The organism is Bacillus sp. FSL K6-1006 (genome assembly GCF_038593175.1).
In the GTDB taxonomy this organism is placed as follows: Bacteria; Bacillota; Bacilli; order Bacillales; family Bacillaceae; genus Bacillus; species Bacillus safensis.
In genome coordinates this window covers 3,170,097-3,188,864 of the sequence record NZ_CP151970.1, presented here as the reverse complement: position 1 = coordinate 3,188,864, position 18,768 = coordinate 3,170,097, and the positions used below count along the sequence as shown (strand labels likewise).

Annotated in this window: 21 protein-coding genes; 20 read left to right on the top strand and 1 reads right to left on the bottom strand. The window is 43.6% G+C overall.

What is annotated here, in order from left to right; genetic code table 11:
- The first annotated feature begins 15 nt into the window (after positions 1-15).
- The 6 genes from NSS65_RS16685 (at position 16) to NSS65_RS16660 (ending at position 4,032) form a co-directional block, all read left to right on the top strand.
- The gene (locus NSS65_RS16685; RefSeq protein WP_070326061.1) at positions 16-960 is read left to right on the top strand and encodes a nucleoside recognition domain-containing protein; all 945 of its coding nucleotides are present in this window, start codon (positions 16-18) and stop codon (positions 958-960) included.
- Positions 957-1,607: a pyrophosphatase PpaX gene (ppaX, locus tag NSS65_RS16680; protein WP_024423569.1), complete on the top strand. Its 651-nt coding sequence runs from the start codon at positions 957-959 to the stop codon at positions 1,605-1,607. Before NSS65_RS16685 ends, ppaX begins: the two co-directional genes overlap by 4 nt.
- A gap of 1 nt (position 1,608) precedes the next feature.
- On the top strand, positions 1,609-2,127 hold the full coding sequence (locus NSS65_RS16675) for an acyltransferase (protein WP_024423568.1): 519 nt from the start codon (positions 1,609-1,611) through the stop codon (positions 2,125-2,127).
- Positions 2,128-2,196: 69 nt separating this feature from the next.
- Entirely contained in the window at positions 2,197-2,625 is a 429-nt protein-coding gene (locus NSS65_RS16670; protein WP_024423567.1) for an Rrf2 family transcriptional regulator, read from the top strand.
- A gap of 87 nt (positions 2,626-2,712) precedes the next feature.
- On the top strand, positions 2,713-3,354 hold the full coding sequence (locus tag NSS65_RS16665; RefSeq protein WP_061110127.1) for an NAD(P)-dependent oxidoreductase: 642 nt from the start codon (positions 2,713-2,715) through the stop codon (positions 3,352-3,354).
- Between the two features lie 45 nt (positions 3,355-3,399).
- Positions 3,400-4,032, top strand: a complete 633-nt coding sequence (locus tag NSS65_RS16660; protein ID WP_061110126.1) for a DsbA family protein — start codon at positions 3,400-3,402, stop codon at positions 4,030-4,032.
- A 41-nt stretch (positions 4,033-4,073) separates the two neighbouring features.
- On the opposite strand, the gene NSS65_RS16655 is transcribed toward NSS65_RS16660, so the two are convergent.
- Positions 4,074-4,862, bottom strand: a complete 789-nt coding sequence (locus NSS65_RS16655) for a C39 family peptidase (protein ID WP_065214812.1) — start codon at positions 4,860-4,862, stop codon at positions 4,074-4,076.
- A gap of 232 nt (positions 4,863-5,094) precedes the next feature.
- On the opposite strand from NSS65_RS16655, the gene NSS65_RS16650 reads away from it, so the two are divergent.
- The 14 genes from NSS65_RS16650 (at position 5,095) to NSS65_RS16585 (ending at position 18,766) form a co-directional block, all read left to right on the top strand.
- Positions 5,095-6,270: an ATP phosphoribosyltransferase regulatory subunit gene (locus NSS65_RS16650; RefSeq protein ID WP_065214811.1), complete on the top strand. Its 1,176-nt coding sequence runs from the start codon at positions 5,095-5,097 to the stop codon at positions 6,268-6,270.
- A complete protein-coding gene (hisG, locus tag NSS65_RS16645; protein WP_144496406.1) occupies positions 6,263-6,910 on the top strand; it encodes an ATP phosphoribosyltransferase in 648 nt (215 codons plus the stop codon). The genes NSS65_RS16650 and hisG overlap by 8 nt, the downstream gene beginning before the upstream one ends.
- Complete coding sequence (gene hisD / locus NSS65_RS16640) at positions 6,907-8,193, top strand: histidinol dehydrogenase (RefSeq protein WP_125585999.1); 1,287 nt, start codon at positions 6,907-6,909, stop codon at positions 8,191-8,193. Before hisG ends, hisD begins: the two co-directional genes overlap by 4 nt.
- Complete coding sequence (gene hisB / locus NSS65_RS16635; RefSeq protein WP_024423560.1) at positions 8,193-8,777, top strand: imidazoleglycerol-phosphate dehydratase HisB; 585 nt, start codon at positions 8,193-8,195, stop codon at positions 8,775-8,777. The genes hisD and hisB overlap by 1 nt, the downstream gene beginning before the upstream one ends.
- A complete protein-coding gene (gene hisH / locus NSS65_RS16630; RefSeq protein WP_024427670.1) occupies positions 8,777-9,415 on the top strand; it encodes an imidazole glycerol phosphate synthase subunit HisH in 639 nt (212 codons plus the stop codon). Before hisB ends, hisH begins: the two co-directional genes overlap by 1 nt.
- Complete coding sequence (gene hisA / locus NSS65_RS16625) at positions 9,412-10,149, top strand: 1-(5-phosphoribosyl)-5-[(5-phosphoribosylamino)methylideneamino]imidazole-4-carboxamide isomerase (protein ID WP_144496405.1); 738 nt, start codon at positions 9,412-9,414, stop codon at positions 10,147-10,149. The genes hisH and hisA overlap by 4 nt, the downstream gene beginning before the upstream one ends.
- Positions 10,146-10,904 carry an imidazole glycerol phosphate synthase subunit HisF gene (gene hisF / locus NSS65_RS16620; protein ID WP_034281034.1) on the top strand — a complete coding sequence of 253 codons (759 nt, stop codon included), beginning with the start codon at positions 10,146-10,148 and terminating at the stop codon, positions 10,902-10,904. Before hisA ends, hisF begins: the two co-directional genes overlap by 4 nt.
- Positions 10,901-11,530, top strand: a complete 630-nt coding sequence (gene hisIE / locus NSS65_RS16615; RefSeq protein ID WP_041115607.1) for a bifunctional phosphoribosyl-AMP cyclohydrolase/phosphoribosyl-ATP diphosphatase HisIE — start codon at positions 10,901-10,903, stop codon at positions 11,528-11,530. The genes hisF and hisIE overlap by 4 nt, the downstream gene beginning before the upstream one ends.
- A gap of 131 nt (positions 11,531-11,661) precedes the next feature.
- The gene (locus NSS65_RS16610; protein WP_144496404.1) at positions 11,662-13,119 is read left to right on the top strand and encodes a tetratricopeptide repeat protein; all 1,458 of its coding nucleotides are present in this window, start codon (positions 11,662-11,664) and stop codon (positions 13,117-13,119) included.
- A gap of 364 nt (positions 13,120-13,483) precedes the next feature.
- Positions 13,484-14,872: an NlpC/P60 family protein gene (locus NSS65_RS16605; RefSeq protein WP_326135264.1), complete on the top strand. Its 1,389-nt coding sequence runs from the start codon at positions 13,484-13,486 to the stop codon at positions 14,870-14,872.
- A 234-nt stretch (positions 14,873-15,106) separates the two neighbouring features.
- Entirely contained in the window at positions 15,107-16,057 is a 951-nt protein-coding gene (trxB, locus tag NSS65_RS16600; RefSeq protein ID WP_087976242.1) for a thioredoxin-disulfide reductase, read from the top strand.
- Between the two features lie 357 nt (positions 16,058-16,414).
- Positions 16,415-16,879, top strand: coding sequence for an 8-oxo-dGTP diphosphatase (locus NSS65_RS16595; protein WP_034281027.1), 465 nt, complete (start codon positions 16,415-16,417; stop codon positions 16,877-16,879).
- A gap of 39 nt (positions 16,880-16,918) precedes the next feature.
- A complete protein-coding gene (rapZ, locus tag NSS65_RS16590; protein ID WP_034281443.1) occupies positions 16,919-17,806 on the top strand; it encodes an RNase adapter RapZ in 888 nt (295 codons plus the stop codon).
- Complete coding sequence (locus NSS65_RS16585) at positions 17,807-18,766, top strand: YvcK family protein (RefSeq protein WP_034281026.1); 960 nt, start codon at positions 17,807-17,809, stop codon at positions 18,764-18,766.
- Positions 18,767-18,768 lie beyond the last annotated feature (2 nt).

The window sequence follows — 18,768 nt, the reverse complement described above, 5'->3', positions numbered from 1 at the left end:
GGGGGATCATAAGAGATGGGAGAGACATGGAAAAACGGCTTGAAGGCAGGGCTATCGACAACTTGGACACTTGGCAAAGTCATCTTTCCAGTTACCATTCTCGTCAGTATCTTGCAGCATACGCCTGTAATGGGTTGGATCATACAATTCATTCGGCCATTTATGGGGGTGTTTGGTCTTTCGGGAGAAGCGGCTATTCCGCTTGTATTAGGAAATATGCTGAACTTGTATGCGGGGATTGCAGCCATTTTGACATTAGAGCTTCCTGTGAAGGAAGTGTTTATTTTGGCAGTGATGCTGTCCTTTTGCCATAACCTGATCATCGAATCGACAGTGGCAGCAAAGGTTGGACTGAGAGTGTCTGTGATTTTGTTGGTCAGAATCAGTCTTGCTGTTATTTCGGCTATTGTCATTCATCTCGTTTGGCAGGGAGGCGAGGAGCCGGCGCAATATGGACTACTGACGGCAGCTCAGGCGGCTGATGTGCCTTCCAGCTGGTACATGATCGTCCTTCTTGCTTTACAAAAAGCTGTACTCGGTGTGCTCCAGCTCGCCTGTATCGTCATCCCTCTCATGATCATCATTCAATTCATGAGAGATTTAGGGTGGCTTCATACACTGTCTAAGTGGCTGTCACCTTTTACTAGAATGCTTGGAATGAAAGAAAATACATCTATGACGATGGTGGCTGGATTAACGATTGGTCTGGCGTACGGAGCCGGCGTGATGATGAAGGCAGTGGAAGAGGACGGTGTGAGTAAAAAGGACTTAACTCTTGCCTTTATTTTCCTCGTTGCCTGCCATGCGGTGGTCGAAGATACGCTGATTTTTATACCACTTGGTATTCCAGTATGGCCGCTTCTTGTCATCCGCCTGATTTCTGCAATTTTATTGACAGCTGCTATTAGCTATATTTGGCGGAAGCGGGAACTTGCAGCTGTTAGAAAGGAAGCCATATGAACGAATCGACGATCAACACAGTGCTATTTGATTTAGATGGCACATTAATCAATACAAATGAATTAATTATTGCTTCATTTCAGCATACGCTGGATCATTATTACCCTGGTCAGTACAGCCGTGAGGATATTCTTCATTTCATTGGTCCGTCCTTGTTTGATACATTCTCTGCGATGGACCCTGATTTGACGGATGATATGATTCAGATGTACCGCACGTTTAATCATAAGCAGCATGATCTGCTTGTGACTGAATATGAGACCGTTATAGACACATTGAAAGTCCTGCAGGATCGAGGATTTAAGCTCGGTATTGTCACAACGAAGATACGGGATACGGTTTTAATGGGATTGAAGCTGACCGGTTTAGAGCCGTTCTTTGAGGTCATTGTGACGCTCGATGATGTGCAAAATGAGAAGCCGCATCCGGAGCCTGTTCAGCTGGCATTATCAAAGCTTGGCAGTGATCCGCATGAAGCGGTGATGGTCGGTGATAATTATCACGATATTTTGTCTGGTCAAGCGGCAGGGACAAAAACGGCAGGTGTTGCTTGGTCTATTAAGGGAGAAGAGGCGCTTTTAAAGCATCGCCCTGATTTCATGCTGAAGAAAATGAGTGATCTCCTGGCGATTGTTGGAGCTGATTAAGTTGAGAAAAACAGATCGTTATCCTGTAAAAGGGGTCAATTCACTGCGGCAAGTCTATCGGACAGTTCCCTTTTTCAAAGTGGTGAAAAACTTCATTTTTATTCAAATGGCAAGGTACACGCCTTTTATGGGAATGAAAAATTGGATATACCGAACCTTTCTTCGTATGAAGGTCGGCGAGGATACGGCGTTCGCCTTAATGGTGATGGTTGATCTGATGTTTCCTGAGAAAATCACTGTCGGTCGAAATAGTGTGATCGGCTATAATACGACCATCTTGTCCCATGAGTATTTGATTAAAGAGTACAGACTTGGGGAAGTCTATATTGGTGATGAAGTTTTAATTGGAGCTAATTCAACTATTTTACCTGGTGTGACCATTGGGGATGGTGCGATCGTATCGGCTGGTACACTTGTTCATAAGGATGTGCCAGCAGGCTCATTTGTTGGAGGAAATCCAATGCGCATGATTTATACGAAAGAAGAAATGGAAGCACGTCAATCTACGTCTGCTGAGTAGCTCGGCAGACTTTTTTGTTGACAATGTGACATGGTGTAACTATAATGATTACAACAGAGGTGAGAAAACATGAAAATCAGCAGCAGATTTACTGTCGCTGTCCATATTCTGGCCTTGCTATCACTTGAAAAAGGATCATTACAGACATCGGAGGATATCGCAGGAAGTGTGAATACAAACCCAGTGGTCATCCGCCGCATTATGAGTAAATTAAAAAAAGCAGGCCTAATCTCAACGAGTCTTGGCAAAGGTGGTTCTCAGCTGAACCGCAGTGAAGACGACATCACACTGCTCGATGTGTATAAAGCGGTTGAAGTCGTGGATGAGGGAGAATTATTTCAAATTCATGAAAGCCCAAATCCTGACTGTCCGATCGGTGCAAATATTCAAGCGGTGCTTGAATTAATTTTATGCCGCGCTCAAAGTGCGATGGAGCAAGTACTTGCTGAGATCAAATTAAGTGAACTAACGCATGTGCTAATCAAAAAAATTGGATGATCTATTCAATTTTTTTTACCTCTGTTGTAACCATATTAGTTACACCTTTCTTTATCAACATAAAACCATATTGCAGGAGGAGTTAACATGAAAATTGGAATTATTGGCGCAACAGGTAAAGCAGGACAAGAAATTGTGAAAGAGGCTCAATCAAGAGGACATGAAGTAACGGCGATCGTCCGAGATGCACAAAAGGTGACAGATTCATCACTAGCTGTTCTTGAGAAGGATGTGTTTCACTTGCAAGCAGAAGACATCAAAGGCTTTGACGTGATTGTAAATGCATTTGGCGCACCTGCTGGAAAAGAGCACCTTCACGTAGAAGCTGGGAAAAAGCTGATCGATATTTTAAAAGAGGCACCTGAGACTCGTTTGATCGTTGTGGGCGGAGCAGGAAGTCTATTTGTAGATGAGGCGAAAACAACAAGACTAGTGGACACACCAGAGTTTCCTAAAGAATATGCTGCTACGGCTTCACAGCAAGGAGAAAACCTAAAAGATCTTCAACAGACAGAGGGATTAAAATGGACCTTCCTCAGTCCAGCTGCATTCTTTAATCCAGCTGGCAAACGTACAGGTTCTTACGTGAAAGGGAAAGACCATCTGATTGTCAATTCTAAAGGTGACAGCTATGTGAGCTATGCTGACTACGCCATTGCGCTGGTTGATGAGGTGGAGCAGGCAGCCCATGTTGGAGAACGTTTTACCGTTGTATCTGAAGCTGAATAAGCAGTTTCATGACCGCCTAAAAATGATAAATGGGGAGTCTAACGTATGAATGAGCAAGAATTGTCTTTCATCTATGTATGGGATGCATATTGTGGCTGGTGTTATGGATTTTCAAACAGTATCCGCACTTTGCATGAAAATCATCCGGAGATATCATTAACACTTGTGTCGGGTGGTTTATTTGTAGGGGAAAGAAGTCTTCCAATAAAGGATTATCCACACATTTCAGAAGCAAATCAGCGTATTAGTCAGCTGACTGGTGTCGAGTTTGGTGAACGTTATCAGGAGCTGCTAGCAAACGGAACGTTTCTTTTAGACTCTGAGGCTGCGGCCATTGGTTTTTCTGCATTAAGATCCATCGCACCTGAGCGCGCATTGCACTTGGCTTCATCGATGCAAAAGGCTTTTTATCAAGACGGAAAAAGCCTGAGTGATGAAGAAACGTATCGGGAGATCGCTTTGGCGCATCATCTTGATCCTGACGCAGTCATTGAACGCATGAAAACAAAAGAAGCGATGAATGATGCGTATGCCGACTTTGCGAAGGTTCATCAACTTCATGTGAACGGCTATCCTACACTTTTATTAAAAAGAGGGGATGAATACTTTAGCCTGGGTGGAGGTGCGATGACAGCTGAAAAGCTTGAAGACCGCCTGAAGGAATTATTAGAAAAATAAATCATTCAAAAACAACCTCTATGCGGATAGAGGTTGTTTTTTTACGCTTTAATGATAATCGCCTGACTGCCCATCTGTTCCCAAGAATCTTCAAACTGATCACGGTCGACTTTTTGATTCTTTTCTCCATAGGGGTTATTCAAGTAGACATGCTCCTTGTCATAGCCTGTGATGACCACGCTATGCATATTAAAGCTTACATTTATTTTGCCATTCGGTGTATTCCAAGTTTCGATGTTATCTGTTTTGTCAAAGGTGGATGTCGTAATCACCCAGACAGGATAGCCCTTTTCAAGTGATTGATAGATGGCCTTTTTAACAGGCTTTCCGGTTAAGTCGACTACTTGATCGCCCGCGTATTTTTTCGCAAGCTGATAAATCGGTTCGTGGTAAACACCAAGACCCGGCCCATTCTCCATATCGCCTACAAACCCGTCATGAGGGTCTCCTTTTAAGCCATTTTCATAATTGAGCGGAACACGTTTTACTTCATTTGCCAACTTGTTTTTCGTTACATGCTCATAGCCGCTGTAATGAAGCAGCATCGCTAAGCTCGTGACTTCGCATCCGTTATAAAGTCTTGGCGCATCCATTTGATTGTAGAGGGTGACGTCCATGGCTTTTTTGCTTCCTTTTAATGAATGATGTGTGGTTTCTGCTTTTTTCGTTGAACGAGTTTCTTCAGCTGCAAGTGCCGTATCGTTTTCTTTTGCTGCTTTTTGCGGCGAAGCTGTTTTCTTGACTTGATCGATTTGCGAAACGTATATAAAGCCGAAATAAACAAGACATGCGCACAACAAAGTTAAGATGAATGTCTGGATGAACTTCACTGTTAATCTCCTGTGTTATTCAATATTTTTAAGTATTATAGCACGTTCTTTCTTCGAACATACAGAAAAGGCACAGGTGTCACTTGAATGTAATAATTCCAGAATAAGTTGATGAAAATAGGGGAAATAAAAATGATTGATTTAATCGCTTTATTTTGTTAGCATATTATCATATTAGCGAACTAAAGGATTCGGAATTTTTTGTTTTAATGTGTTGGAGGTGCGGAAGAACATGTTTATGTTTGAGAAACCATATGGTATGCGAGATTCATTACCTGGATTGTATGAGACGAAGAAAAAAGTGAGACATTCTTTAACAGAGGTCATGACTGGTTGGGGTTTCCGTTTGATGGAGACACCAACGCTTGAATTTTACGATACAGTCGGTGTTCAATCGGCGATTACAGATACACAGCTCTTTAAGCTGCTTGATCAAAACGGGCAAACCCTTGTACTGAGACCTGATATGACGGGTCCGATTGCAAGAGTGGCGGCTTCCAAGCTTCACCAGCAGGCGTATCCGCTTCGTGTTGGGTATGCAGCCAACGTGTTCCGGGCGCAGGAAAGAGAAGGCGGAAGGCCGTCAGAATTTGAGCAGGTCGGAATTGAATTGATTGGTGATGGTTCGATTAGTGCAGATGCTGAAGTCATCGCGCTTGGCGTATTTGCCTTAAAAAATGCCGGGCTAAGGTCCTTCAAAATCGCGATCGGGCATGTCGCTTTAGCAGAGACGTTATTTGTCGATGTACTCGGAAATACAGAGCGTGCAAATGTCCTTCGCCGCTTCTTATATGAAAAGAATTATGTGGGATACCGTCAGCATGTGAAACAATTACCGCTCTCCTCCATCGATAAAACGAGGCTGTTACAGCTTTTAGAGTTAAGAGGCGGCCAAGAGGTTATAGGGCGGGCAGAGGAAATCGTCGTTTCACAAGAAGGAAAAGAAGTGCTCGCACAGTTAAAGTCGCTTTGGGAGACACTTGAAGATTACGGCTGTACAGAATATATCCGTTTAGATTTAAGCATGGTGAGTCATATGAGCTATTATACGGGTATTTTGTTTGAAGTATTTGCAGATCATGTTGGGTCGGTCATCGGAAGCGGCGGGAGATATGATCAATTGCTTGCTCATTTTGATGCACCTGCACCAGCTACAGGGTTCGGACTTCGACTAGACCGTCTTCTTGAAGCGCTCGATGCAAAAGAAATTGTTGAGCCGCAGGAGGCTGTGATTTTTAGCAAAGAACAAAGACTGGAAGCTTTTGCTTTTGCAGAAAAGGAGCGGTCAAAAGGGAAAAAGATCGTCCTGCAAGACTTAGCGGGGATTGAAAATATTGACGCGATGACCAAGGTATTTGAGCAGGTGACTTATTTTATCGGCGCTAGAAAGGAAGAGCAAAATGGGTAAAGTGTTGACGATGGCGATGCCAAAGGGCCGGATATTTGAAGAAGCAGCAGGGCTGTTAAGACAGGCGGGGTACCAGCTGCCAGAGGAATTCGAGGATTCAAGAAAATTAATCATTGATGTACCAGAAGAAAACCTCCGCTTTATTTTAGCCAAGCCAATGGATGTGACCACCTACGTAGAGCACGGCGTGGCGGATGTTGGCATTGCAGGGAAGGATGTCATGCTTGAAGAAGCTCGTGATGTGTACGAAGTGCTCGATTTAAACATCAGTAAATGTCATTTAGCTGTTGCTGGCTTGCCAGGAGCGAGCTGGGGGGGTGTCGCACCGCGTGTGGCGACAAAGTACCCAAATGTTGCATCGTCCTATTTTAGAGAGCAAGGGGAGCAGGTGGAGATCATTAAGCTGAATGGTTCCATTGAATTAGCACCGCTCATTGGGCTTGCCGATCGCATTGTGGACATTGTCTCCACAGGTCAAACACTAAAGGAAAATGGCCTTGTGGAAACGGAGCATATTTGTGATATCACGTCACGTTTTATTGTCAATCCTGTGAGCTATAGGATGAAGGATAACGTGATCGATGAAATGGCGCAGCGTCTTGCAAGAATCATTGAAGGAGAAGGGGAGGAAACATCATGAACATCACCTGCATACAAGAAGGTGAGACAGATATTCTCTCACTCAAACGGTCCTTAGATACAGGAACAGAAGAGCAGCGTCAGGCTGTTCAGCGCATTATACAAGAAGTGAGAACAAATGGTGATGAAGCTGTACGGTCTTTTACAAAGCAATTTGACGGTGTGTTGATTGAGGATCCGCTTGTCACAGAGGATGAAATGGCAAAAGCCTGTGACCGCTTGGACAAAGAGATGGTTCAGATTATCCAAACGGCTATCAAGCATATTCGCACATACCACGAGCGGCAGCTCACGTCCTCTTGGTTTTATCACCAAAAGGACGGTTCAATGCTTGGTCAAAAGGTGACACCGCTTGATGCGGTAGGTGTGTATGTCCCCGGTGGAACAGCTGCCTATCCATCATCTGTATTAATGAATGTGATTCCTGCGCTAGTCGCTGGCGTTGAACGAATCGTTCTTGTGACACCCCCTGGGAAAGATGGCCGTCTCTCAGACGCTGTACTGGCTGCGGCGAAGGAGCTTGGTATTTCAGAAATGTATAAAATGGGCGGAGCACAGGCGGTTGCTGCACTTGCCTATGGAACGGAAAGCATCAAGCCTGTTGATAAAATCACAGGTCCAGGCAACATTTATGTCGCGCTGGCAAAGCGGGAGGTATTTGGTCAGGTAGACATTGATATGATCGCAGGTCCAAGTGAAATTGCAGTTCTAGCAGACGAAACAGCAGTCGCGCATGAGGTAGCGGCGGATTTACTTTCACAGGCAGAGCATGATGCGCTGGCATCTAGTATTTTGGTAACACCGTCTAAGACACTTGCTGAAAGTGTGCAGGCTGAAGTTCGAAAGCAGCTGGATACTTTGCCGAGAAAATCAATCGCAGCAAAATCTATACAAGATCATGGCCGTATTTACGTGACAGAATCAATCGATCGTGCAGTAGACGTCATCAATCAATTAGCACCAGAGCACTTAGAGGTGCTGACAGCATACCCAGAATCACTTCTTGGTCAAATCAAGCATGCTGGCGCAATTTTCTTGGGACGCTATAGTCCAGAGCCGGTGGGCGATTATTTTGCAGGGCCGAATCATGTGCTGCCAACAAACGGAACAGCTCGATTCTCCAGCCCGCTTGGTGTGACTGATTTTCAAAAGAAAACGAGCATTATTTCATATAGTCAAGAAGCCTTTGAAACACACCGGGAAAGCATTGCAGCTTTTGCCAGATTAGAAGGGCTTGAAGCACATGCAAGGTCGATTGAAGCGAGAAAGCGGGAGGAATCGTAATGAGACAGGCGAAAACAGCGAGAAAAACAAATGAAACGAACATTTCATTAGCGCTAGAAATTGATGGAGAAGGAAAAGCGGATATTCAAACAGATGTCCCTTTCATGACGCACATGCTTGATTTATTTACGAAGCATGGACACTTTAATTTGACCGTCGATGCGAAAGGAGATACGGATGTTGATGATCACCACACAACAGAAGATATCGGCATTGTACTTGGGCAAATGTTTAAGGAAGCGTTAGGCGATAAAAAAGGGATTAAGCGGTATGGCTCCAGCTTTGTTCCGATGGATGAAACACTTGCCCAGGTCGTGGTCGACTTAAGCAACCGTCCTCATTTGGAAATGAGAGCGGCCTTTCCGAGTCAAAAGGTTGGTACCTTTGATACAGAGCTAGTACATGAGTTTCTGTGGAAATTTGCACTTGAAGCCCGGATCAACCTTCATGTCATTGTTCACTACGGAACCAATACACACCATATGATTGAAGCCATTTTTAAAGCGATGGCACGTGCCTTAGATGAAGCAACAACCATTGATCCACGTGTGAAAGGAATTCCTTCAACAAAGGGGATGCTCTAATGATCGGAGTTATTGATTACGGAATGGGAAATTTGTTCAGCGTATCAAAAGCACTGGAACGAGCAGGTGCCCGCTATATCGTCTCCTCTGATGTGGAGGAGCTGAAAAAAGCAGATGCTTATATATTGCCCGGAGTAGGTTCGTTTCGTGATGCAATGCAGCTGTTAAAAGAGACTGGACTTGAGGCGTTTATTCACCAAGTCGTGCAGGAAGGAAAGCTGTTATTCGGCATTTGCCTTGGCATGCAGCTGTTATTTGAAGAAAGTGAAGAGGCAGGCCTCACAAAAGGATTGGGGCTGTTAAAAGGGCGTGTCGTTCTTTTAAAGGATCATGATCAGGACGGGCAAAGATTGAAGGTACCTCATATGGGGTGGAATGAGCTCACATTTCATCAGCCCTCCCCATTGTTTGACGGTGTACCAGAAGGATTTGCGTACTTTGTTCACTCGTATTATGTGAGCGATATGAATCCAGATGAGCAATTAGCAAGCGCGGACTATGGTGTTCAAGTACCAGCTGTTGTTGGCAAGGGAAATGTGCTTGGTGCACAGTTTCACCCTGAAAAAAGCAGTACAACGGGAATGGCGCTGCTCAAACAATTTATTCAATTAGCAAACGAACAGAGGGTGAGCAAATGAGCGAGTTTATATTATATCCAGCGATTGATATGAGAAATGGCAAATGTGTACGTCTTGTGCAAGGAGATTATGATCAAGAAACCATTTATGGAGATTCACCGCTCGACATGGCCGCGCAATTTGCGAAGGATGGAGCAGCATGGATTCATCTTGTGGATCTAGATGGTGCAAAAGCAGGGAAACGTGTCAATCATGAGCATGTGCTGGCGATTGCTTCCTCCTTAGATGTGAAGGTACAAATCGGCGGCGGTATTCGGACGGAAGAAGACGTTGCCTTTTATTTAAAGAGCGGCGTAGATAGAGTGATTCTCGGCAGCTCAGCTGTTTCGAACCCAGTCTTTGTGAAAAAAATGCTGGCGCAATATGGAGAGAAAATCGCAATTGGGATTGATGCGCGAAATGGTTTTGTATCAACTGAAGGATGGCTTGAAACGTCTAAAGTGAAGGCAGAGGAACTCGGCAGGGAATTGGCAAAGGAAGGCGCAGAGGTCTTTATTTTTACCGATATTCAAATGGATGGCATGCTGTCTGGTCCCAATGTAGAAAGCACGGTTCGCTTAGCAGAAGCAACCGGCAAACAAGTGATTGCTTCAGGTGGTGTCAGCGCAGTAGCTGATCTTCAAAAGCTGTCAGCGCAAAAACAGTCTGGTGTGTCTGGTGCGATCGTTGGAAAAGCACTTTACACAAAGCAGTTTACTTTAGCAGAAGCATTTGAAGGGCTTGACCGCATATGATGACAAAACGAATCATCCCATGTCTTGATGTGAAGGAAGGGCGTGTTGTCAAAGGGGTGCAATTCCTAGGCTTAAAGGATGCTGGTGATCCGGTCGAATTAGCGCAGATCTATGATGAGGAAGGGGCGGATGAACTTGTCTTCCTTGATATTTCCGCTTCTCATGAAGGCCGGAAAACGATGGTGGATGTGGTCAAACAAGTCGCGTCCACTCTTGCGATACCATTTACGGTGGGAGGCGGGATTAACCACCTTGATGACATGAAGCGTATATTAAGAGCGGGTGCAGACAAAGTATCTGTCAACACAGCAGCTGTGTTAAGGCCGGAACTGATTTCAGAAGGTGCTGACTTTTTTGGCTCCCAGTGTATCGTTGTTGCAATTGATGCAAAATACGATGAAGAGAAAAAAGCATACATGGTCTATACACACGGAGGACGCCGTCAAACAGATTTAGAGGTCAGCGACTGGGCGAAGGAAGCTGTGCAGAGAGGGGCAGGAGAGATTTTGCTGACAAGTATGGATGCCGATGGTGAAAAGACAGGCTTTGACCATCGATTGACAAAGCTTGTATCAGAGGCAGTCAATGTGCCAGTTATTGCTTCTGGCGGCGCTGGCAATGCCCAGCATATGCTCGAGGCCTTTACAAAAGGAGAAGCTGATGCAGCATTAGCAGCATCTATTTTCCATTATAAAGAAACCTCCATTCATGAGGTGAAGACATATTTGAGAGAACACGGGGTGAAGGTCAGATGAAACAGGCAAATGAATTAACCTTTAATGAGGCAGGCCTGATTCCTGCGATTGTACAGGATGCTCAAAGTAAGGAAGTATTGACGCTTGCGTATATGAATCAAGAATCCTATGAAAAAACGCTGGAGACAGGTGAAACATGGTTTTATAGCCGGTCGAGAAACGAGCTTTGGCACAAAGGCGCCACCTCTGGACATACCCAGCAAGTGATTTCTATTCGATATGACTGTGACAAGGACGCTCTGCTTGTCCTTGTCGCGCCAAGCGGCCCAGCCTGCCATACTGGCAGCTATAGCTGTTTTTCGGAAGAAGGCGTGAAGCGCCAAAGCGAAGAGCAGGATCGTTTTGCGATATTAAATGAACTTGAACAGGTCATTGCAAAGCGTCAGGCGGAAATGCCAGAAGGGGCTTATACAACCTATCTATTTGAAAAAGGGGTCGATAAAATCCTGAAAAAGGTAGGGGAAGAGGCGTCTGAGGTGATCATTGCAGCGAAAAACCGGGATCAAGAAGAATTGAAATGGGAAACTGCTGACCTCCTCTATCATCTTCTTGTATTATTACGCGAACAGCAATTGCCGCTTGATGATGTATTAAAGGTATTAAAAAAACGTCATCAAGGTGAATGAAAAGCCGGGGGATATCCCTGGCTTTTTTATTTTAAATGAAAAACAAATCCTTCCTTTCTTTTTGTTCTATGTGACGACTGGTGAAGTATGTTATACTACACACGGTACACTGTTCGAAATGGAGGGTATCGGTGAGTAAATACACTTCTCAAAATAATCACACACAAGTCGTCCAGCTATTTCAAGATGGGCATTACTTTTTTCATAAAGGTCTTAAAGCATATAGAGAAAGAAATCTGTCCAGAGCAAGTAAGCTGATACAGCGGGCCATCGTACTTGAGCCTGAAAATGTAGAAATGCTGTCACAGCTTGCCATTATTTATACTGAAATGGGTCATTACCAGCAATCAAACGAACTGCTTGATTTTATCCTTGAACACATCGATGAAAACATGTCTGAGTGCCACTATTTTAAAGCCAATAATTATGCGAATCTCGGACTGTTTCAAGAGGCATATAAATCAGCTACTGCTTATGCCGCGCTGGAAGAGAACGGGGAATTTGCGGATGAAAATGAAGACCTTCTTGACCTGCTCGATATGAGCGACGAAGAGGACGAAGATTTTCCTTATGATCAGGATGACCTGATTGTGAAGCAGGATCAAGCAAACCATTTGCTAGAAAGCGGCAGACTCGATGAAGCCATTGAGATGCTGGAACAGATGATTGTTGAGTATCCAGAATTTTGGTCAGCGTATAATAATCTTGCTTTGGCCTATTTTTATTCTGGCCGAATCCATCAGGCGAAAGAAATGTTGAACCGGGTCCTTCTTGAAAATCCCGGTAATCTGCATGCCCTTTGCAATCAGCTAGTCTTCTACCATTATGAAAAAGAAGAAGAAAAGGTCAATGTGTTAGCAAAGCAATTAACGCACGTGTATCCAATACTAAGTGAACAGCGTTATAAGCTTGGTGCAACATTTGCCCTTGTGGGAGAATTTGAATGGGCCTTTAAATGGCTTTATTCTTTGTACAAAACAGGTTTTCAAGGAGATAGTACATTTTTATACTGGCTTGCAAGCGCAGCCTATCATACAGGCCACAAGACGCTCGCCCAAACGGTTTGGGATAAGATGGTCGAAGAAGATATCGATGCAGATGAAATCAAGCCGTGGCAGGATAAACCTGAGGTGACTGAGCCAATGGTCTCGATTGAGGAACGGCTGACTGCGTACTATGTCAGTAAACAAAAAGGGGAACGTGACGTTCTGCAGTCTGTCCTTGATGCACGCGCAGCGAAAACGGCCTTTGAACAGCAATTCATAGAACTGCTTTTATATGAAGATGAAATGAAAGAAAAGTCTTTTTCAGAAGATGCAGTTTTTGCAAAACAGGCGGCATCTAGTCTGGAGGAAGCGGTTCAGCCTGACAGCCATATGCCTTATTTTTGGTTATTCCATATTATTCAGCAGGCACGTGCTTCTGGTATTGATAAGAAAAATGCACCTGCCTGGGCAGCAGCATCTTATTATCTATGGATGAATGAACAAGAAGCAGCTGTCAGCAAAAAAGATGTTGCGTCCGCTTTTCAGATCAGTGTTCAAACACTGTCTAAATACGAACGAGAGATCTGTACGTTAATCGATTAAATAGGTAAATAGATTCAGAACATCCGAGCATGGCCGAAAAGGTCATGCTTTTTTCTTGGATAAAAAGGTGGGATTTGCAAGGAATTGGCGAAGTATGACAATCACGACATGTTTTTGAAACATAAATGTAATAAAAATATTAGCTCATTTTGTCGATGTCTCATGTATAATGAAACTCGTGGATTAAAATAAAGATAGATATTTAAATATTTTACTATACATAATGAAACACCTAGTGATAGAAACAATCTGGTCAACAACTGACTGAACAATCAGGAAGAAAGACATAGAGAGCACAGATTGATCGCAGAGAATTTGCTGCTTTCTAATGTCGCTTGGGAAATTGTCAAAGGAGGAACTATTCGTGAAAAAGTTTATTACTTTCGGTTTAGCTTCGGTGATCGGAGCGAGCGGTTTATTTATTCCATTTACGCATGAAGCAAACGCACAGAACTTTGAACAAAAGAAACAAGAACTAGACAGCAAGCAATCTGAGGTAAACAAGAATCTTCAAAAGAAAAAAGAAGAGCTTTCAAAGCTTGAAGCAAAACAAGAGGCACTTGCTCAAAAGCTTAAAGATATTGATGAGAAAGCTTTAAAAACAAGTGATCAAATCGAAGAAAAACAAAAAGAAAATGAAAAAACAAAAAAAGAAATCAAAGCACTGAAAAAAGAAATTGCTGATACAGAAAAACGTATTGAAGAAAGAAACGAGTTCTTGAAAAAGCGTGTACGTGCCCTTCAAGAGAGCGGCGGTTCTACGAAATACATAGATGTATTACTAGGAGCAAAAAGCTTTAGCGATTTCATCAGTCGTGCAGGTGCAGTATCTACATTGATCAACGCAGACAGTGAAATCATTAAAGAGCAGGAAAAAGACAAAGCAGAACTTCAAAAGTCTGAAAACGAATTAAACACAAAGCTTGAAAATGTGCAAAACACACTTGCCAAGCTTGAAACGCTTCAATCAGACTTGAATAAACAGCTTGATGAAAAAGACAAGCTATTCAAGCAAGTGAAAAAGCAAAAAGGAAGTGCTTTTTCTGAAATCAGTGAGTTAAACAGTGAGGCTAACAGCATCGCATCTGAAAAAGACGCAACAGTAGCTGCACAAAAACAAGCTGAAAAAGAAGCAAGAGAAGCAGCTCAAAAAGCAAAAGAAGAAAAAGCGCAAAGACAACAGCAGCAGCGTCAAGCTAGTGTCCAAGCGGAAGACAACAGCTCAAATAACGATAGCAGCCCGTCTTCAAGTAACAGTGGATCATCTAATGACAACAACAATAATAACAACAGCAGTTCACCAAGCAAGAAGCCATCTTCTGGCGGTGGATCACCTGTCAGCAGTAACGTAGGCGGAATTGAAGGTGCGATCAGCACAGGTTCTACGATTGTTGGACAATCTCCATATAAATGGGGCGGCGGCAGATCACAAGCCGATATTGACGCACGTCGATTTGACTGTTCTTCATTCGTTCGCTGGGCATTTGCATCAGCAGGCATCAACCTTGGACCAGTTGGCGGTACAACAACAGATACGCTTGTAGGTAAAGGAAGAGCTGTAAGTGCATCTGACATGAAACGCGGAGACCTTGTGTTCTTTGATACGTATAAAGTAAATGGACACGTTGGTATTTACTTAGGAAACGGTTCATTCTTGAACGATAACAGCTCTCGCGGTGTTTCAGTTGACTCAATGAACAACGTATACTGGAAAAAAGCTTTCAATGGCGTTGTAAGAAGAGTCGTTGAATAAATCATTACTTTTTATATAACCGTAAACAGGCTTCCTTAAACAGCAGTTTAAGGAAGCTTTTTCTTTTTTTGAAGATATGAGCAAATGATTCGCTTATTCCCCGCAGATTTAATAGGATATGGGTAAGGAATAAAAGCTAAGAGTGGAAATGATGCTCTCTGTCATGAATGGAAGCATCACCCAAGGGCATTCTAATAAGAAATGCGAGCAGCAATTGAAGAGGGAGTGACAGTTGTGTCAGAAGAAAAAATCTACGATACGATCATCATTGGAGCGGGTCCTGCCGGAATGACAGCCGCTGTTTATACATCACGGGGAAATCTTTCAACATTAATGATTGAAAGAGGAATTCCAGGCGGACAAATGGCGAATACGGAAGATGTCGAGAACTATCCTGGCTTTGAAAGCATTTTGGGGCCGGAACTTTCAAATAAAATGTTTGAGCATGCGAAGAAATTCGGTGCAGAGTATGCATATGGCGATATTAAAGAAATCGTGAACGGTGAAGAATACAAAATCGTCAAAGCCGGCTCAAAAGAATACAAAGGACGCTCTGTCATTATCGCGGCAGGGGCTGAATACAAAAAAATCGGGGCACCAGGTGAAAAAGAACTTGGCGGCCGCGGCGTATCATATTGTGCAGTATGTGACGGGGCTTTCTTTAAAAACAAAGAGCTTGTCGTCATTGGCGGCGGTGATTCTGCGGTAGAAGAGGGTGTGTATCTCACACGCTTCGCTTCTAAAGTAACGATTATCCATAGACGCGATAAACTTCGTGCACAAAGCATTTTACAAGCGCGTGCCTTTGATAATGAAAAAATTGACTTCAAGTGGAACAAAACCGTCAAACAGATCAATGAAGAAAACGGGAAAGTCGGCAGTGTGACATTGGTTGATACGGTGACTGGTGAAGAGGAAGAGTTTAAAACAGACGGTGCCTTCATCTATATCGGAATGCTGCCGCTGTCTAAACCATTTGAAAATCTCGGCATTACAAATAAAGAAGGCTACATCGAGACAAACGAAAGAATGGAAACAAGAGTGGAAGGTATTTTCGCAGCTGGTGACATTCGTGAAAAAACACTTCGTCAAATTGTGACAGCAACAGGTGACGGAAGTATTGCAGCACAAAGCGCACAGCATTATGTAGAAGAGCTTGCTGAAAAACTCAAAGCAACGAAATAAAAGGCTGTCGTAAATCCTTAATATAGCGTCATGGGCTTTTAACTGGAATGTAACACGGGTGAAATAATTTTCCGTTATGATGAAACTAGTAATTGACCCCCTTTTATAAGGAATACATGTTTGGCACGGATGTGAATCCGTGTCCTTTTTTTTGCCTGAAATCAGAAATTCACGAGATGTTCACAAATGACGCATGGAGAACCATTAGATGCTGTAAAATAAAGAGTAGAGAAATTGCCCGTTACACGATTCAAACGAAAACCGGTCTGTTTTCGGGGAAGAACGGGCATGTTCATTGTGGGAGTCAGGTTGAACCTGTATAATAAGTTAAAGACATAAAAGAGTAGGTGACAGCTGATGCAACGAGTAACCAATTGTGTGCTGCATCACGAAGATCAAGTTCTCTTGCTGCAAAAGCCAAGACGGGGCTGGTGGGTAGCACCGGGCGGCAAAATGGAAAGCGGAGAATCGGTCAAGGATTCGGTCGTTCGAGAATATAGAGAAGAAACAGGTATTTATATTTTAAATCCGCAGCTGAAAGGTGTTTTTACCTTTATCATAAAAGAAGGCGATCAAATCGTTCAAGAGTGGATGATGTTCACCTTCATGGCAGATTCATTTACCGGAAAAAACGTAACAGAGTCAGAGGAAGGCGTTTTAAAATGGCATGACGTAAAGGATGTGCCTGATTTGCCGATGGCCCCAGGAGATTCCCATATTCTTGATTTCATGCTTAAAGGAAAAGGACTACTGCACGGCACTTTTACGTATACACCCGACTTTGAGCTGATTGCTTATCGGTTAGATCCTCAGGGAGAATAATACATGAACCGTTTTCATAAAGAAGGAGAGGAAGCAGGCATGAATACACACAAACAAGAAGATATTCAGCTTGTGATTATTACAGGAATGTCAGGTGCGGGGAAAACCGTCGCCATTCAAAGCTTTGAAGATTTAGGCTACTTTTGTGTTGATAACCTGCCGCCATCACTTTTACCGAAGTTCTTAGAGCTCATGAAGGAATCGAATTCCAAGATGAGCAAGGTCGCTCTTGTGATGGATTTGCGCGGACGCGAATTTTTTGACAGCTTAATTGCCGCCTTAGATGAAATGAGTGATCTTGACTGGATCACGCCAAGAATTCTATTTTTAGATGCAAATGATAAGGTGCTTGTCTCAAGATACAAAGAAACGAGACGTTCGCATCCCCTTGCGACAACAGGTTTGCCGCTCGAAGGAATTGAAATGGAGCGCGAGCTGTTAGAGGAGTTAAAAGGCCGGTCTCAAATGATTTTTGATACATCGGATTTAAAACCGAAACAGCTGCGAGAAAAAATTGTCACGCATTTTGCCACCAATCAAGGACAGGTGTTTACAGTAAATGTGATGTCCTTTGGTTTTAAATACGGCCTGCCGATAGATGCTGATCTTGTCTTTGACGTGAGATTCCTGCCGAATCCTTACTATATTGAGAGCATGCGTCCACAGACTGGAAACGATGAAGAAGTGCGCTCCTATGTGATGAAATGGAGTGAAACGCAAAAATTCACAGAGAAATTAATCGATCTCCTCAGCTTTATGCTTCCGTCCTATAAACGGGAAGGAAAAAGCCAGCTTGTGATCGCCATCGGCTGTACAGGCGGACAGCATCGATCTGTGACGCTGGCCAACTATTTATCGGAGTATTTTAAAAACGACTACTATACACATGTCACTCACCGGGACATTGAAAAGAGAAGCAGAAAATAGATGACGACACTACCAAAGGTGGTCATTCTTGGCGGCGGCACTGGCTTATCTGTTTTGCTCAGAGGGCTTAAAACGAAGCCAGTGGACATTACCGCTATTGTAACGGTTGCTGACGACGGAGGCAGCTCAGGCAGACTGCGGCATGATTTGAATATTCCCCCTCCAGGAGATATTCGAAACGTCCTTGCGGCTCTCTCTGATGTGGAACCGCTAGTAGAAGATCTATTTCAGCACCGTTTTAACAAAGGGAATGACTTAACAGGCCACTCACTCGGCAACCTCATTCTTGCGGCCATGACAAATATAACCGGTGATTTTTTTCATGCCGTCACTGAAATGAGTAAGGTTTTAAATGTGAGAGGAAAAGTATTGCCAGCAGCAAATTCAAGTGTTGTTCTTCATGCTGAATTAGAAAATGGGCAAATGGTGACAGGAGAATCGAAAATTCCCACCTATGGTGAGCGAATCAAACGCGTGTTCCTCACTCCCGATACGATTGAACCGCTGCCAGAATCCATCCAAGTCATTCGTGAGGCGGATTTGATCGTCATTGGGCCCGGCAGCCTGTATACGAGTATTTTGCCTAACTTGCTTGTCCCGCATATTGGAGAAGAAGTGATTCGCTCTAAGGCGAAAAAAGTATATATTTGCAATGTCATGACGCAGCCGGGGGAAACGCTTTCCTACAGTGCAGCTGATCATGTTCAGGCATTAAATGATCATATGGATCGTCCATTTATCGATACGATTTTTGTGAACAATAAAGAAATTCCGGAAGAAATCAAAGCAAAATATGCAGAAGAACAGGCACAGCCTGTCCAATTCGACACAGATGCACTGAAAGCAATGGGACTAGAAGTGATTCCTGGAGAAATCATTACATATGACCAGCATGTCATTCGTCATGACACGCTGAAAGTAGCCTCGCTGCTTGTCGACCTGCTGCATCAGAAAAAATAGGA

Bases quoted from the DNA above. Each gene is read 5' to 3' on its own strand.
- NSS65_RS16685 (WP_070326061.1), top strand. From the start codon at position 16: ATGGGAGAGACATGGAAAAACGGCTTGAAGGCAGGGCTATCGACAACT.
- ppaX (WP_024423569.1), top strand. From the start codon at position 957: ATGAACGAATCGACGATCAACACAGTGCTATTTGATTTAGATGGCACA.
- NSS65_RS16670 (WP_024423567.1), top strand. From the start codon at position 2,197: ATGAAAATCAGCAGCAGATTTACTGTCGCTGTCCATATTCTGGCCTTG.
- NSS65_RS16665 (WP_061110127.1), top strand. From the start codon at position 2,713: ATGAAAATTGGAATTATTGGCGCAACAGGTAAAGCAGGACAAGAAATT.
- NSS65_RS16660 (WP_061110126.1), top strand. From the start codon at position 3,400: ATGAATGAGCAAGAATTGTCTTTCATCTATGTATGGGATGCATATTGT.
- NSS65_RS16650 (WP_065214811.1), top strand. From the start codon at position 5,095: ATGTTTATGTTTGAGAAACCATATGGTATGCGAGATTCATTACCTGGA.
- hisG (WP_144496406.1), top strand. From the start codon at position 6,263: ATGGGTAAAGTGTTGACGATGGCGATGCCAAAGGGCCGGATATTTGAA.
- hisD (WP_125585999.1), top strand. From the start codon at position 6,907: ATGAACATCACCTGCATACAAGAAGGTGAGACAGATATTCTCTCACTC.
- hisB (WP_024423560.1), top strand. From the start codon at position 8,193: ATGAGACAGGCGAAAACAGCGAGAAAAACAAATGAAACGAACATTTCA.
- hisH (WP_024427670.1), top strand. From the start codon at position 8,777: ATGATCGGAGTTATTGATTACGGAATGGGAAATTTGTTCAGCGTATCA.
- hisA (WP_144496405.1), top strand. From the start codon at position 9,412: ATGAGCGAGTTTATATTATATCCAGCGATTGATATGAGAAATGGCAAA.
- hisF (WP_034281034.1), top strand. From the start codon at position 10,146: ATGATGACAAAACGAATCATCCCATGTCTTGATGTGAAGGAAGGGCGT.
- hisIE (WP_041115607.1), top strand. From the start codon at position 10,901: ATGAAACAGGCAAATGAATTAACCTTTAATGAGGCAGGCCTGATTCCT.
- NSS65_RS16595 (WP_034281027.1), top strand. From the start codon at position 16,415: ATGCAACGAGTAACCAATTGTGTGCTGCATCACGAAGATCAAGTTCTC.
- rapZ (WP_034281443.1), top strand. From the start codon at position 16,919: ATGAATACACACAAACAAGAAGATATTCAGCTTGTGATTATTACAGGA.
- NSS65_RS16585 (WP_034281026.1), top strand. From the start codon at position 17,807: ATGACGACACTACCAAAGGTGGTCATTCTTGGCGGCGGCACTGGCTTA.